Here is a 14036-nt window from a genome sequence, read left to right as displayed (position 1 = left end):
TACTTTAAAACTCCATTGAAAATTTTATCTTTGTTGACACAATCCTAATAGAAAAATAAAAATCTTATGGAATATTTAGATTTTGAATTGCCTATCAAAGAACTTGAAGAACAATTGGAAAAATGCCAGCAGATTGGCGAAGATTCTCAAGTTGATGTTACTTCAACCTGCGAAAACATTACTCAGAAATTAGAAGAAACCAAAAAAAATATATACGCTAATTTAACTGCGTGGCAACGTGTACAAATGTCACGTCATCCTAACCGTCCTTATACTTTAGAGCATATTGCGAGTCTTACCGACAATACTTTCCTTGAATTGTTTGGTGACAGAGGAGTAAAAGACGATAAAGCCATGGTAGGTGGATTAGGTAAAATCGATGGCCAGTCTTTCATGATTATAGGGCAGCAAAAAGGGATCAATACAAAAATGCGTCAGTTGCGTAATTTTGGTATGGCAAACCCTGAAGGTTACCGTAAAGCATTACGCTTAATGAAAATGGCTGAAAAATTCAATATCCCTGTATTGACTCTTATTGATACTCCGGGTGCTTATCCGGGACTTGAAGCAGAAGAAAGAGGTCAAGGTGAGGCTATTGCAAGAAATATTTTAGAAATGTGCCGACTTAAAGTGCCTATTATTTGTGCTATCATAGGTGAAGGTGCTTCGGGTGGTGCTTTAGGAATTGGTGTAGGGGATAGAGTATATATGATGGAAAATTCATGGTATTCTGTTATATCGCCAGAAAACTGTTCTTCAATTTTATGGAGAAGCTGGGCTCACAAAGAACAAGCTGCTGAAGCATTAAAACTGACTTCCAAAGACATGTCTGAGCACAAATTGGTTGATGGTGTAATTCCTGAACCATTAGGAGGAATTCATAGAGACAAAGAAACCGGCTTTAAAGCTGTTAAAGAATATATCTTAAAAGGATTCAACGAGATAAAAGACTTATCAACAGAAGATTTAGTAGCGCAACGTATGGACAAATACAGTAAAATGGGGCACTACCAAGAATAATATCTTATAATCAAGATTTGGAATCCGAAGCCCTGTGGTTTCGGATTTTTTTTGTGTTCTTAACAAAAAAAAAGACTTATTAACATAAGTTTTCAACAGAGTAAGGATTGTTTTTTCTTCTCTTTTTGCTGATTTAAAACTAGTTTTGCAATATGGAAAACCTAAAAAACATTAACCCTCATAAAGTAGATAAAACCACTATCATAAACCTTGAGAAAGGGAAATTGCCTCCACAGGCGCTTGATTTGGAAGAAGCGGTTTTAGGAGCAATGATGATTGATAAAAAGGGGGTAGATGAGGTTATTGATATCTTACAGCCTGATGCCTTTTATAAAGAGGCGCACAAGTATATTTTTGAAGCGATTGTTACTCTTTTTAACGATTCGCAGCCAATAGACTTATTAACGGTTTCTTCGCAGTTGAAAAAGATGGGGAAACTGGATTTAGCGGGTGGAGACTTTTATTTAATCCAGCTGACGCAAAAAATATCGTCATCTGCGCATATTGAATTTCACTCCAGAATTATTCTTCAAAAGTTTATTCAACGAAGTCTGATAAAAATTTCTTCAGAAATTATTGAAGAATCTTATGATGAAAGTACAGACGTTTTTGATTTGCTTGATAAAGCCGAATCAAAGCTTTACGAAGTAACGCAGGGAAATATTAAAAGAAGTTCAGAAACGGCTCAGAGTTTGGTAATTCAGGCAAAAAAGCGTATTGAACAGATTGCAGGTAAAGAAGGACTTAGTGGAACTCCTACCGGTTTCCATGCACTTGATAAAGTTACCTCAGGATGGCAACCTTCCGATTTGATTATTATTGCAGCCCGTCCCGGTATGGGTAAAACGGCATTTGTCTTGTCTATGGCGCGTAATATGGCAATTCAGTTTAATAATGGTGTAGCGCTTTTTTCGTTAGAGATGTCATCAGTACAGTTAATTACACGTTTAATTTCTTCTGAAACTGGTTTGTCTTCAGAAAAATTAAGAACGGGTAAACTTGAAAAACACGAATGGGAGCAGCTTTCTGTTAAAGTCCGTGACTTGGAAAAAGCACCTTTGTATATTGATGATACACCATCGCTTTCTATTTTTGATTTACGTGCAAAAGCACGCCGTTTAAAATCGCAATACGATATTAAAATTATTGTAGTCGATTATTTACAGTTGATGACAGCCGGAGGAAATTCTAAAGGCGGAGGAAACCGTGAACAGGAAATTTCGACTATTTCCCGAAACTTAAAAGCTCTGGCAAAAGAATTGGATATTCCTGTAATTGCGCTTTCACAGTTATCGCGTGCGGTGGAAACACGTGGTTCCAGCAAGCGTCCGTTACTTTCTGACCTTCGTGAATCCGGTGCTATTGAGCAGGATGCCGATATCGTGTCGTTTATCTACCGTCCGGAATATTATAAAATTGATGAATGGGATGATGATGAGCGTTCACCAACTCAAGGTCAGGGAGAATTTATTATTGCAAAACACCGTAACGGTAGTTTGGAAAACATCCGTTTAAAATTCTTAGGACATTTAGGTAAGTTTGATAACCTGGATGAATTTGGGACTGTTTTTGACGATTTGCCGTCTAAAATGAATTTAGATGATCAGGCCAATCCGTTTATTACTCCTAATCTTCCTACACCAAATGAAGCCTTTGGCAGTAATATGAATAATTATGATGATGATAGTGACGTACCGTTTTAAAAATTAAAGATTACAAATTTACTCTGCCCCAAAATGAACTGACTTTTTGGGGCATTGTCTTATATAGCTGAAGATTTTAATATTTTGCAGAAAACTCTTTGGATACATAAAAAAATGAAAAATTTGAATAAGATAATCCCTGTTTTGCTATTTGTCTTTCAATTATCGTTTATTGTCAGACTTTGGAATGTACATCAATACGGAAGTTCAAAAATTCCTTCTGATTTCATAGAATTCGTTATTTTTTCAATAATCAATCTAGTTATATTAATTGTTGGATATTTCTATGGATATAATTCTAAAGGAAAAAAAATTCTTTGGTGGCTTCCTTTGGGTATTGCGGTCATCACAATTCTGATTTTGATAATTATGTTTGCTATCATACTCTTCAATAAATATCAATAGATTAAGAGCTGTCTAATTAATAATCTTTTCTGTTTTATTTCTTTCATCAGATGTATAGTGACTTTTCGATGAAACAGTAACGAAATGCATTTAAAATGCAAACTGACCTATAGCAGAACGGTCTGGAAAGTTTATGGAAGCATTTTTTACTGTTATAAATTGTAGAAATATTCCTATAATATTGCTTTTAGTCGTTTAAGTTGGCATCACAACTTGATTCTTTCACTTTTACAGTATTTATGATTAATTTTAATAGTGTTGAAGAAGAAATAATTATGGACACTTTTTTTAAATCAAAAGAAGATGTAATCAAAGTTGCTGATTTTTTACCATACCCATTTATCATTACCGAAATAGAAACGTTTGATTCAAGCTTCGAGAGTTTGTTTTTTAATGAGAATCTTATTCAGGAATTTGGTTATACCACAAAAGAAATTCCTGATGTAGATACTTGGTATGAATTATTGTATCCTGATGAAAATTACCGCAATGAAATAAGAGAGACATGGAATGGGAAACTGCTTGAAGCTATTTCAAAAAACGAACAGGTTATCAAGATAAAAGCCCGTTTAAAACCAAAAGACAAAGACGAAAAATGGTATGAAATCAAGACTTTCTTTTTCGATAATTTTTTTGTTTTGGCTTTTGTTGATATAAACAATGAAGTCATTCTGCAGCAGAAACTCTCGCAAATCAACTTAAACAACGAAAGAATGCTTTCTATTTTGGGGCATGATTTGAGAAACCCGATAGCCAATTTAACAGCCATATCCTCCCTGGCTGCCGAAAATGATATCAGCAATGAAGAATTTAAGGAAATGGTTAAAATAATCCATCAGGAATCCAATTTGCTTCTTGAAATGATTGAAACTATTTTGAACTGGACAAAACTGAATTTTAATACGGTTACAGTTACTCCGGTAACTATTGATTATAATAAACTTGTCAATGGAATAATTGATTTTTACAGCAGTATGATTCAAAATAAGCATATTGCAGTAAATGTTGATTTGGATAATTTTCATTCGAAGGAATGTGATCCTGAAATCATGACCGTTATTATCAGAAATTTGCTTTCCAACGCAATTAAATTTACGCCTGAATATGGCAGCATATCTTTTTACAATCAGAATAATGTCTTGATAGTCGAAGATTCAGGTGTGGGTATGTCTGCCGAAAAAATAAACAGTATTAATGCAGATGAATATGTTTCGACGTACGGTACGGAAAATGAAAAGGGAATTGGTATTGGACTGCAATTGGTGAAACGTTTTGCAGCTATGGTGGACTGTAAAATTGATTTTGAAAGTATTCCTGAAAAAGGGACTAAAGTGAAGATTTTATTCTAAAAGTAAAAACCCTTCGAAAGTAAAACTGTCAAAGGGCTTTAAGTAACCAAACATATTAACCAACTAAAAATTCGTACAGCTTTCAATTAATCTGACCAATTCAGCTTTGTAGCCTTCAACATCATTATCAATTCCTTTTCTGGCTAACGAAGCAATATCAGTTGTTCCTTTTTCTTTGATCAATTTAGAGTCTCTTAATTTTAAACCAAACCATGCCACAGCCGTCACAAATTTGAAATCGTTTGAACTGTTTTCAATAGTTTTTGAATTATTTGCAATGACTTCTGCCATTTCAATGCTTTTGTCTCCATCTGGTTTTTTGTATCTGAATTTTATTGTCGCCAATTCATCGGAATAATTATTTACATTAGTTTCCGGTTTTGAATATTTCAAGTCGGATGGAATATCAAAGAATTTACTTTTTACGCCCACAGGAACAATTTCGTACAATGCTGTTACGGTATGTCCGCTGCCCAATTCGCCTGCATCAATGGCATCATTTGTAAAATCTTCGGCTCTTAATTTTCTGTTTTCGTAGCCAATTAACCGATAAGCTTGAACATGATTAGGATTGAATTCTATCTGGATTTTAACATCTTTGGCAATTGTAAACATGGAACCTTTAAATTCTTTGCTCAAAAATCGTTTTGCTTCCTGGATATTATCGATATATGCATAATTTCCGTTGCCTTTATTGGCTAAGGTTTCCATTTTGCTGTCTTTGTAATTACCCATTCCATAACCTAAACAAGTTAGAAAAACACCTGATTTTCTTTTTTCTTCAATCAAACGCTGCATATCATTATCCGATGAAGCTCCAACGTTAAAATCACCGTCAGTAGCTAAAATCACTCTGTTGTTTCCGTTTTTGATAAAGTTTTCTTCGGCAATTTTATAAGCCAGTTTAATTCCCTCTCCACCTGCAGTGCTTCCACCTGCCTGTAATTTTTCCAGTGCGTCAATAATGGTTTCTTTTTTGTTTCCCGGAGTAGGAGGTAAAACCAGTCCCGCAGCTCCTGCATATACTACGATGGAAACCTTATCTTCAGTACGGAGTTCGTGGACTAAAATTTTCATTGACTGAATCAGTAATGGTAATTTGTTTTCTGAACTCATTGAACCCGAAACATCAATTAAAAAAACCATATTTGAATTGGGTAAATTGTCTGTTGGGATGTTTTTGCCCTGTAAAGCAATACGAACCAATTTGTTTTCAGCATTCCATGGACAATCACTGTATTCTGTATTCATTGCAAAAGGATGTTCTTCTTTAGGCTGCGAATAATTGTATTTGAAAAAATTAATCATTTCCTCTACGCGCACAGCATCAGTTGGTACTTTTTGACCGTTATTGATAAAACGGCGGACATTTGTGTATGAAGCATTGTCAACATCAATAGAAAAGGTGGAAAGTGGTGACCGTTTTGGGCTTTCAAAATCATTTTCGATTAAAACTCCGTAATCTTCATTGCCATTGGAAATTGGTTTTTTATCATTATTTTTATTTCCTTTTATAACAATTCTACTGTCTTTTTCATATTTAACGGCAAGTCCTGAGACCATTGGAGCCGGTTTTTTTTCGGCTTTGGATTTTTTTGTTCTCCTTGGAGCAGCATAATATCCATCTTCGCTTGAAACTCCATATGCTGTAACTACGACTTCAGATAATTTTTTCGAATCATCCTGCATTACTACGTTAATAATGTTTGATGTTCCAACAGTTCTGATAATTTCTTTCATTCCCATAAAACTGAAAACCAGTTTTTCTCCCTCAGAAGCTTTTATGGAATACATTCCGTCAAAACCTGTTTGTACTCCTCTAGTGGTTCCTTTTACAACGACATTCACACCCGGTATAGGTCCTGATGCATCAGAAACTACTCCTGTAATTGTTTTCTCTTGCGCTAAGCTTAAGAAACTTATAAGCAAAGCAATGGCTAATGAAATTAGTTTTACACTTTTCATAATTGTAAGTTTTAATATGTTAGTACTGTTTATTTTATTGCGTAAGAGTTTTGTTTCGGTCTTTTTTATAAGTCTCCTGAGTTTGTGTCTGCTCAATTTTGAAGTGATTATAATCAATCCGTTCCCGCCTTTGTCACCATACATTGCTTTTGCTTTTTCAGCTTTTAAAAGTTCAACAGATTTGATGTCATTTGGATTAATTTTTCCGACTAATCTATTGTCAGCGAAATATCCATCGATAACAAATATTGCTTGATTTTTATTGTTTGGAGGACATAAACGGATTTGCTTATTTATGTTTTTTATTTGTATTGAATCTTTTTTTTCCTGTCCAAAAATGAGGATAGAAAAAAGCATAGCTATGGCTGATGAAATAAGTTTTACACTTTTCATAATCGTAATTTTTAATATGTCAACGCTTGATTTTTTTGGCTATTTCTTTAAAACAGCGGGTTTTCCGTATTTGGTTTTAATTACTACGACTCCTTTGCTTCCTTTTTCTCCATAAAGCTCTATAGCTTCTTCATCCTGATAAATCAAAATCGATTCAATTTCTTGTTTGTTTAATGGGTAATAAGGTGATGTGGGATTAGGACCAAAAAGCTCCTTTTCAGTATATTCTTTCCCGTTAATGATATATAAAGGTTCTTTGAGTTCAACTATATTTTCAAAATCATCAGAATTTTTAACTTCCGAAACTTTTTTATCGGTTGCTTTGCCGTCAATCACAACTAAAGGCGGTGCTTTTCGGGCAACTGAAGCTGATTTAGCAGTTTCTTCTTTGGCTCTGTAATCGCTTTCTACTGCTCTGGATTTTTTTTCCGATGTATTTTCTAAATAGCCGGAATTAAAACCTGCCTTTTCTTCTGCGATTACCGGAGCAGCCATTGATCGTACCTGAATAGAATCTCTGGCAATAGATTCGGTTTTTGTAACCGCAACATGATTTACACTTTGTATTTGCTGGTGCAGTATTTTTTCGTTTTGCTTGTTGTCAATTACAGGTTCTTCAGTTATTGCAATAGCGGTGGAATCACTATCAATAACCGGATTTATTTCTTCTTTAGCAGATTCTACAACCGAATTCTGAATAGGTTCTTTTGCTGATTCAAATTGTTTTAACAGCTGAAAAGCAAACACGCTTCCGACAACGATTGAAGCTGCCACCGCGAATTTTTTCCAATTTGTATTGGTTTTCTTTTGTGCTTTAAAAACCTGCGTATCCAGTTTAGCATCTACACGCGACCAGACTTTTTCCATTCCAGGAAAATCCTGCGCGTCCTGATTTTCGGCAGCTTTTTTAAATTGTTCAAATATTTTATCTTGATCTTCCATTACTTATTTTGCGTTTTGATAGTAGAAATTGTTGACTAAATCTTTCAATTTGGTTTTGGCTGCATTCAATTGTGATTTTGAAGTGCCTTCTGAAATTTTAAGCATTGCCGCAATTTCTTTATGTGAGTAGCCTTCAATGACAAATAAATTAAAAACTGTTCTGCATCCTTCCGGAATATAATTCAATAGTTTTAATACATCCTGTTCTTCCAAACTGTCGTCCTGGGATGCTTGAGGCTGAATTTTCAAAGAAGTTTCTTCAAGATATAAATTGAAGTTTACATTCTTTTTTAATAAATGCAGACACTCATTAACCGCTATTCGTTTTGCCCAGCTGTAAAAAGCTGCGTTTTCTTTTAATTGGTCAATTTTTGTAAAAACGATTACAAAAGCATCGGCAAGAACTTCTTCTATTTCCTCTTCTTTTTTCAGGTAACGCTTGCATACCTGATAAAGCTTAGGTGCCATCAACTCATACATCTTACGCTGTGCGTCCCGATGCATTTTCCGGCAGGCTTGTATTAATTGTTCGTCTATCACAATAAAGGTCTTTATAGGTAAAGAGGATGTTTTTTATCAAAAGGTTGGGAAGCGTTTTAATTTTTTTTAAAAATAAAATTTCAGATTTTCCGGATATCAGGTTTTAGATTTACAAATCGTACTTCTCAGATCAAAAATCTTTAATCGGCAATCTTTAATGTAAGCTTATAAATAGTGGCGTTCAAATCTTCGGTATCGTTGTCTTCACAAAGTAAAAAAGTGAGTTGGTTTTCTTGTTTTTCAAAAAGTGTTAAACCTTCGAGTTTGTGTGTTGGCGATAATTGAATGTATTTTAGTACTTCATGTGTTTCGGGATTCATTATGCCCATTATAGTTCCTAATACTTCACCGTCTTCATAAGTTGAAATCGTATCCTCTGCCGCGGCTAAGAAATAAATTTTATCCTCAATTAAAATGGCATCAGTAAAACTGGTTTCAACATGTTCTATTTTTGGTAGTTGGAGGTGTTTGAAAGCGATGTCTTTATTAGTAATAGTAAAGACTCCATTTTTAGCTGTAAGTCCGTTTCCTCTTTGAAAAAGATAAAGTTTTTCCGAATAGTATAAAGCGCCTTCAATATTTAGATCATCATCAGAAAACTGGAACTGACTTTTGATTTTCTGATAAATTTCCGAATAGTCTACTTCTGTAATTTCTTCCGTATCAATATTAAAAATCACTTTTTTATTTCTGTTGATAGTCGAACCGGAACCAAATACATGAAGTTCGTTTTCTCTTAATGTTATGGCTTCAAAATCAGGTTTGCGTTTTTTTTCAATATTGACAGAAGCATCTGCAATGAGAAGGTGTCTGTTCATTTGATTCTGAATTAAATCATATTCAAACAAATAACCCGAATTATCACTGATTAGGAATAATGCATTATTGTAATGAACAATTCCTGATGCGGCACCTATACCTTCTATTTCCAAAAAAGGCGAAAGTTTAATTTTTTCCATAAATTTACTTCTAAACAAACAAATATACTTTAAAACTATGACAGCTTTTAATTCTGAAGACTTTAAAATTACTAAGTCCTTTAAGCTATCTGATTTTCCAACAGAGATAGAGACTCCTTTAAAAGATAAGGAAAAGGAGAAGATGCTTGACGAGGTTCAAAAACCATTAAGTGAGCTGCAGGATGTAATGTATGCCCACAATCGTTACGGAGTTTTGATTTGTCTGCAGGGAATGGATACTTCAGGAAAAGACAGTTTGATTCGTGAGGTTTTTAAAGAATTTAACCCTCGCGGAGTCGTAGTGCATAGTTTTAAAACACCTAATTCAACCGAATTAGAGCACGATTATTTATGGCGTCATTATCTGGCTCTGCCCGAAAAAGGAAAGTTTGCAGTTTTTAATCGTACCCATTATGAAAATGTTTTGGTTACCAGAGTGCACCCCGAATATATTTTGAATGAGAATCTGCCCGGTATTGAAAAAGTGGAGGATATTACCCCTGAATTTTGGGAAAACCGTTTTGAGCAGATTAATAATTTTGAAAAGCATATTTCACAAAACGGTACGATTGTTTTAAAGTTCTTTTTCTATATGAGTAAAGAAGAGCAGCGCAAGCGTTTATTGAGACGTTTGGAAGAGGAGGATCACCATTGGAAATTTTCACCCGGCGATATAAAGGAGCGCGAACGCTGGGATGATTATATGAATTACTACGAGGATGCTATAAATAAAACTTCCAAACCACATGCTCCATGGTATATCATCCCTTCAGATGATAAAGAAATGGCGCGTTATATGGTTGGAAGAATTATTTGGGAAGAAATGCAAAAATATACTGATATTAAAGAGCCTGCGCTTGATGAAAAAGTAAAAGCAAATTTTGCAGATTATAAAAAACAGCTCGAATAAACGTTACAGTTTATATCCATAAGCAAGCCTTAAAGCAATTATAGAGGTGTTGAATTTATTTAGGATTTCATGGCGAAGGCTTATGTCAATATATTTTGATGCTACGCCTATGCCGGGATTCCAGACAAAGGATACACCTTCTCCGGTAGTGCTGAAGGCGGCACCGGCTTCGCCTAAAATGTAAACCTGTTCAGCCAGATGCCATTTTATACCGGCTTTCAAAGGAGCATAAGCCAGATCAGGCATCTCATTGCTGAAACAATGGGTGTAACCGGTTGTTGCAATAAGTGCCATTTTCAGACTGAAATCATATTGAAAGCGTCCGTCAACCCCTAAAGAGGTATAATAATCAGTTAAAGAAATCCCTCCGCTAGCCCCGTATCCTAACCGCATATCGCCGACTTTTTTTTGAGCGGATACAAATAAGAAACAAAACAGAAAGAATGGGACAAAATAATTTTTTTTAGAAAAATTCATAGGTATTTATTGTAGATTTGGTACTACTGTAAACTCTGATTCCATATTTATTATTGTATTTTTGTCAAAATTTTTTTGATGAAACTGTCTGTTTATACCCGGGAATTTAAAGAAAATATTAAACTGGCCTATCCTATAATTTTAGGAATGCTGGGGCATACTTTAGTGGGAATTGTTGATAATGTGATGGTTGGCAGATTGGGTGCGGCAGAACTGGCTGCAGCTTCATTAGCGAATAGTTTTGTGTTTGTAGGAATGTCTTTAGGAATAGGTTTTTCTACAGCAATTACACCACTCGTAGCTGAGGCTGATGGTGAGAACAGTCTGGTAAAAGGACGCAGTGTTTTTCATCACGGTTTGGTTTTGTGTACTATTTTAGGATTTTCTCTTTTTGGGCTGATTTATCTGGCAAAGCCTTTAATCTACTTTATGGGGCAGCCTCGTGAAGTTGTTGATTTAGCAAAGCCTTTTTTGGATTTGGTTGCTTTTTCATTGGTTCCATTAATAATTTTTCAGGGATACAAACAGTTTGCTGACGGGAAAAGCGAGACCAAATATGCGATGTGGGCTAATTTATTGTGTAATGTGGTTCATTTGTTTTTGAATATAGTTTTGATTTACGGCGTTTGGATTTTTCCTAAAATGGGAATGCTGGGAGCGGCAGTAGGGACAGTAATTTCAAGAATTGTGATGGTTGTATATATGCATTTTGCATTAAAATCAAAGGCTAAGTTTCAGCCTTATTTTGAAGGTTTCAGTCTAAAAGCTATAGGTAAAGCCATGTCTGTGAAAATTATTAATCTGGGTCTGCCGTCAGCAATGCAAATGTTTTTTGAGGTGGCTTTATTTACAGGTGCGATTTGGTTGTGCGGTACTATAGGAAAAACAAGTCAGGCTGCAAATCAGATAGCATTGAGTCTGGCTACTTTTACGTTCATGTTTGTTTCAGGTTTAAGTGTTGCAGGTATGGTGCGTATAGGTAATCAAAAGGGAATGGGGGATTTTATAAAACTACGTATTGTTGCAAGATCAATATTTTTGCTGGCTATTATCGTTCAAGGGTCATTTGCTTTAATGTTTGTTTTACTGCATACGGTTTTGCCTCATTTTTTTATTAATTCAGATAATTTGAAGGTACTGCAGGAAAACAGCGAGGTAGTAAAAATAGCATCAAATTTGATATTGATTGCGGCTGTATTTCAACTGTCTGATGGTATTCAGGTAGTTGTTTTAGGTGCGTTGAGAGGATTGCAGGATGTGAAAATACCTATGTATATCACCTTTGCCGCCTATTGGATTATCGGTTTTCCAATCTCAATATATTTAGGGTTGTTTACCTCATTAAAAGCAGTTGGTGTCTGGATAGGTCTGCTTTCGGGATTAACAGCAGCGGCTGTATTTTTGTATATTCGTTTTAACAACCTTTCAAAGAAATTAATAATTCATAATTTATAAAATTTTTAAAACATGGAATTGCCAAAATTTGTATTAGCAGATAACTCTGATTTTCCGGATGATATATTCATTATTCATTTAGAATATCCACGTTTTTTAATTAATTTAAAAGATGATTCTGTTGAATTTATCGAAGAACTTGATGATGAAGACGAACAGGAGCTGGAATCAGAAATGGAACATTTGATTACTCTTGCCGGTGAATTTTACGATCGTGAGATGGAACGTTACGAAGAATAAGCAGCATCAGCAAATAAAAATTTTATTTTTAATAGCATATATTACAAGCCCAATTCTGTTTTTAACATCCAATTTGACAAACAGGTTATCACGATAGCCGTCAATTGTTTTGGGACTTAAATTCATCTTGCCTGCTATTTCTTTATAAGTCATTTCAGTACACAGAAGTTTTAAAAATTCTATTTCAGTATCTTTTAAAACTTCTTTTGTATTGGATTTTCCGGTGACAGAATTAACTAATACATCAACAACATTATTGGAATGAAAAAAACCATTTTCTATTGTTTTCTGCAGTGCTGTTTCTAAAGTTTTTTTATCAACATCTTTTAAAAGATAACCTTTAGCTCCTGCCCGGATCATTTTCAGGATTGTATCTTCGTCTTCTTCAACAGTTAAAGCGAGTACATATATTTCAGGATGATTTTCACTGAGCCATTTAGTGGTTTCAATGCCGTTCATGATAGGCATATTAATGTCCATTAAGACTATTTTGGGATGTGTATTTGTTTTTAGTTTTTCAATTAGATCTGAGCCGTTTTTGGATAGAAATGCTACTTCAAAATCCTTGAATTTTTCTACAACCTCAGCAATGGCTTCTGATAATAAAGTATGATCTTCAACAATAGCAACCGAATGTTTTTCCATAATTATTTTTGTTGGTAAATGATAGATAGTTGTGTTCCTGCGTTTAGTTCTGATTCAATATTTACTTCTGCATCGATTAAAAGTCCTCTTTTTTTCATATTGGTTAAACCAATTCCGTTTTCATTCTGATCACTTTGGATGAATCCTTTTCCATTGTCTTTCGCCAATATGGAAATTGTTTTTTGATCATCATGATAATTAATCCGGACATCTAATTTTGAAGCCTTTGAATGTTTAATTGTGTTAGAGAAAAATTCCTGAAGAATCCTGAAAATTATTGTTTCAGATTTTGGATTGACACTGAATGAATCCCCTTGAATAGTTAATGCTGACTTGATATAGTTTAACCGGTTAAAACGGTCTGTTTCTAATTTAAGAGCATCTTCCAGACTTATTTTGTTTACATAATCAGGATTGGTTACTTTGGATATGGCTCTTACCTCGTTTAATATAAAAGTCAGATTGTCATTAAGTTCTTTTGTGTCCTGATCCTTTATTTTTTGAAGCTGCAGTTTGGCTAAAGTGAGTAACTGACCTATGTTATCGTGTAATTCCCAACTGATGTAGCGCAGTGTCTGTTCTCTGATTTCTATTTGAGACTCTACTAATTCAACTTCAAATTGTTTCTGAGTTTCAGTTTGTTTTGCAATGAGCTTGTTTTTTTTCTTTTGAAAAAAGATAAATAAAAGAATAATGACGAAACATAAACCGGCAAGACCTAAAATGGCAAATATTACTCCTTCGTTTCTGGCTTGCTCCATATAAAACCTATGATGTGGATTAAATAATAAGCTAAAAGTAAGAAATAATTCACAATAAATATGTAAGGAATAGTACTGGAATCAGCATAATATTTTCGAACTATATAAAAAGGTATGTTTGGTATAAAATAGATTAGATAGGCTGAGCTTATCCAAAAAATCAATGATTCAGTTATATAAAGAATTTTGTCAGATTTTAAAATTTCAAACATATACAGCAAAACAGAAATAGCTATGAATGTTGCGCCTATTATAAATGTGTTTAGGAAATA

The 14036-nt window shown here is 34.3% G+C and carries 13 protein-coding genes; 6 read left to right on the top strand and 7 right to left on the bottom strand.

What is annotated here, in order from left to right:
- Positions 1 to 66 precede the first annotated feature (66 nt).
- From EZM65_RS11210 to EZM65_RS11195, 3 genes are all read left to right on the top strand, one after another.
- Positions 67 to 1020 carry an acetyl-CoA carboxylase carboxyltransferase subunit alpha gene (locus EZM65_RS11210; RefSeq protein ID WP_136668657.1) on the top strand — a complete coding sequence of 318 codons (954 nt, stop codon included), beginning with the start codon at positions 67 to 69 and terminating at the stop codon, positions 1018 to 1020.
- A gap of 152 nt (positions 1021 to 1172) precedes the next feature.
- Entirely contained in the window at positions 1173 to 2723 is a 1551-nt protein-coding gene (gene dnaB / locus EZM65_RS11205; protein ID WP_136668656.1) for a replicative DNA helicase, read from the top strand.
- A 644-nt stretch (positions 2724 to 3367) separates the two neighbouring features.
- A complete protein-coding gene (locus EZM65_RS11195; protein ID WP_136668654.1) occupies positions 3368 to 4477 on the top strand; it encodes a sensor histidine kinase KdpD in 1110 nt (369 codons plus the stop codon).
- 63 nt (positions 4478 to 4540) lie between these two features.
- On the opposite strand, the gene EZM65_RS11190 is transcribed toward EZM65_RS11195, so the two are convergent.
- The 4 genes from EZM65_RS11190 to EZM65_RS11175 form a co-directional block, all read right to left on the bottom strand.
- Positions 4541 to 6442 (bottom strand): VWA domain-containing protein, encoded by a 1902-nt coding sequence (locus EZM65_RS11190; RefSeq protein ID WP_136668823.1) that lies wholly within the window; start codon positions 6440 to 6442, stop codon positions 4541 to 4543.
- Positions 6443 to 6874: 432 nt separating this feature from the next.
- Entirely contained in the window at positions 6875 to 7777 is a 903-nt protein-coding gene (locus EZM65_RS11185) for a hypothetical protein (RefSeq protein WP_136668653.1), read from the bottom strand.
- A 3-nt stretch (positions 7778 to 7780) separates the two neighbouring features.
- On the bottom strand, positions 7781 to 8281 hold the full coding sequence (locus EZM65_RS11180; RefSeq protein ID WP_136668822.1) for an RNA polymerase sigma factor: 501 nt from the start codon (positions 8279 to 8281) through the stop codon (positions 7781 to 7783).
- Between the two features lie 176 nt (positions 8282 to 8457).
- A complete protein-coding gene (locus EZM65_RS11175; RefSeq protein ID WP_136668652.1) occupies positions 8458 to 9276 on the bottom strand; it encodes a hypothetical protein in 819 nt (272 codons plus the stop codon).
- Between the two features lie 37 nt (positions 9277 to 9313).
- On the opposite strand from EZM65_RS11175, the gene EZM65_RS11170 reads away from it, so the two are divergent.
- A complete protein-coding gene (locus EZM65_RS11170) occupies positions 9314 to 10186 on the top strand; it encodes a PPK2 family polyphosphate kinase (RefSeq protein WP_136668651.1) in 873 nt (290 codons plus the stop codon).
- Between the two features lie 3 nt (positions 10187 to 10189).
- Here the strand turns inward: EZM65_RS11170 and EZM65_RS11165 are convergent, their stop codons facing one another.
- Positions 10190 to 10663: a hypothetical protein gene (locus EZM65_RS11165; RefSeq protein WP_136668650.1), complete on the bottom strand. Its 474-nt coding sequence runs from the start codon at positions 10661 to 10663 to the stop codon at positions 10190 to 10192.
- Between the two features lie 78 nt (positions 10664 to 10741).
- On the opposite strand from EZM65_RS11165, the gene EZM65_RS11160 reads away from it, so the two are divergent.
- Together EZM65_RS11160 and EZM65_RS11155 are read left to right on the top strand one after the other, a co-directional pair.
- Positions 10742 to 12118, top strand: coding sequence for an MATE family efflux transporter (locus EZM65_RS11160; RefSeq protein ID WP_136668649.1), 1377 nt, complete (start codon positions 10742 to 10744; stop codon positions 12116 to 12118).
- Between the two features lie 12 nt (positions 12119 to 12130).
- A complete protein-coding gene (locus EZM65_RS11155; RefSeq protein ID WP_136668648.1) occupies positions 12131 to 12358 on the top strand; it encodes a hypothetical protein in 228 nt (75 codons plus the stop codon).
- A 6-nt stretch (positions 12359 to 12364) separates the two neighbouring features.
- Here the strand turns inward: EZM65_RS11155 and EZM65_RS11150 are convergent, their stop codons facing one another.
- Entirely contained in the window at positions 12365 to 13003 is a 639-nt protein-coding gene (locus EZM65_RS11150; protein ID WP_136668647.1) for a response regulator transcription factor, read from the bottom strand.
- Positions 13004 to 13005: 2 nt separating this feature from the next.
- Positions 13006 to 13764 (bottom strand): sensor histidine kinase, encoded by a 759-nt coding sequence (locus tag EZM65_RS11145; protein ID WP_136668646.1) that lies wholly within the window; start codon positions 13762 to 13764, stop codon positions 13006 to 13008.
- Between the last annotated feature and the right edge of the window lie 272 nt (positions 13765 to 14036).

The sequence above is a fragment of the Flavobacterium sp. H122 genome (assembly GCF_004959765.1).
Classification (GTDB): domain Bacteria; phylum Bacteroidota; class Bacteroidia; order Flavobacteriales; family Flavobacteriaceae; genus Flavobacterium.
The sequence above is the reverse complement of the archived record's forward strand: the minus strand, read 5'-3'. Positions and strand labels throughout refer to the sequence as shown.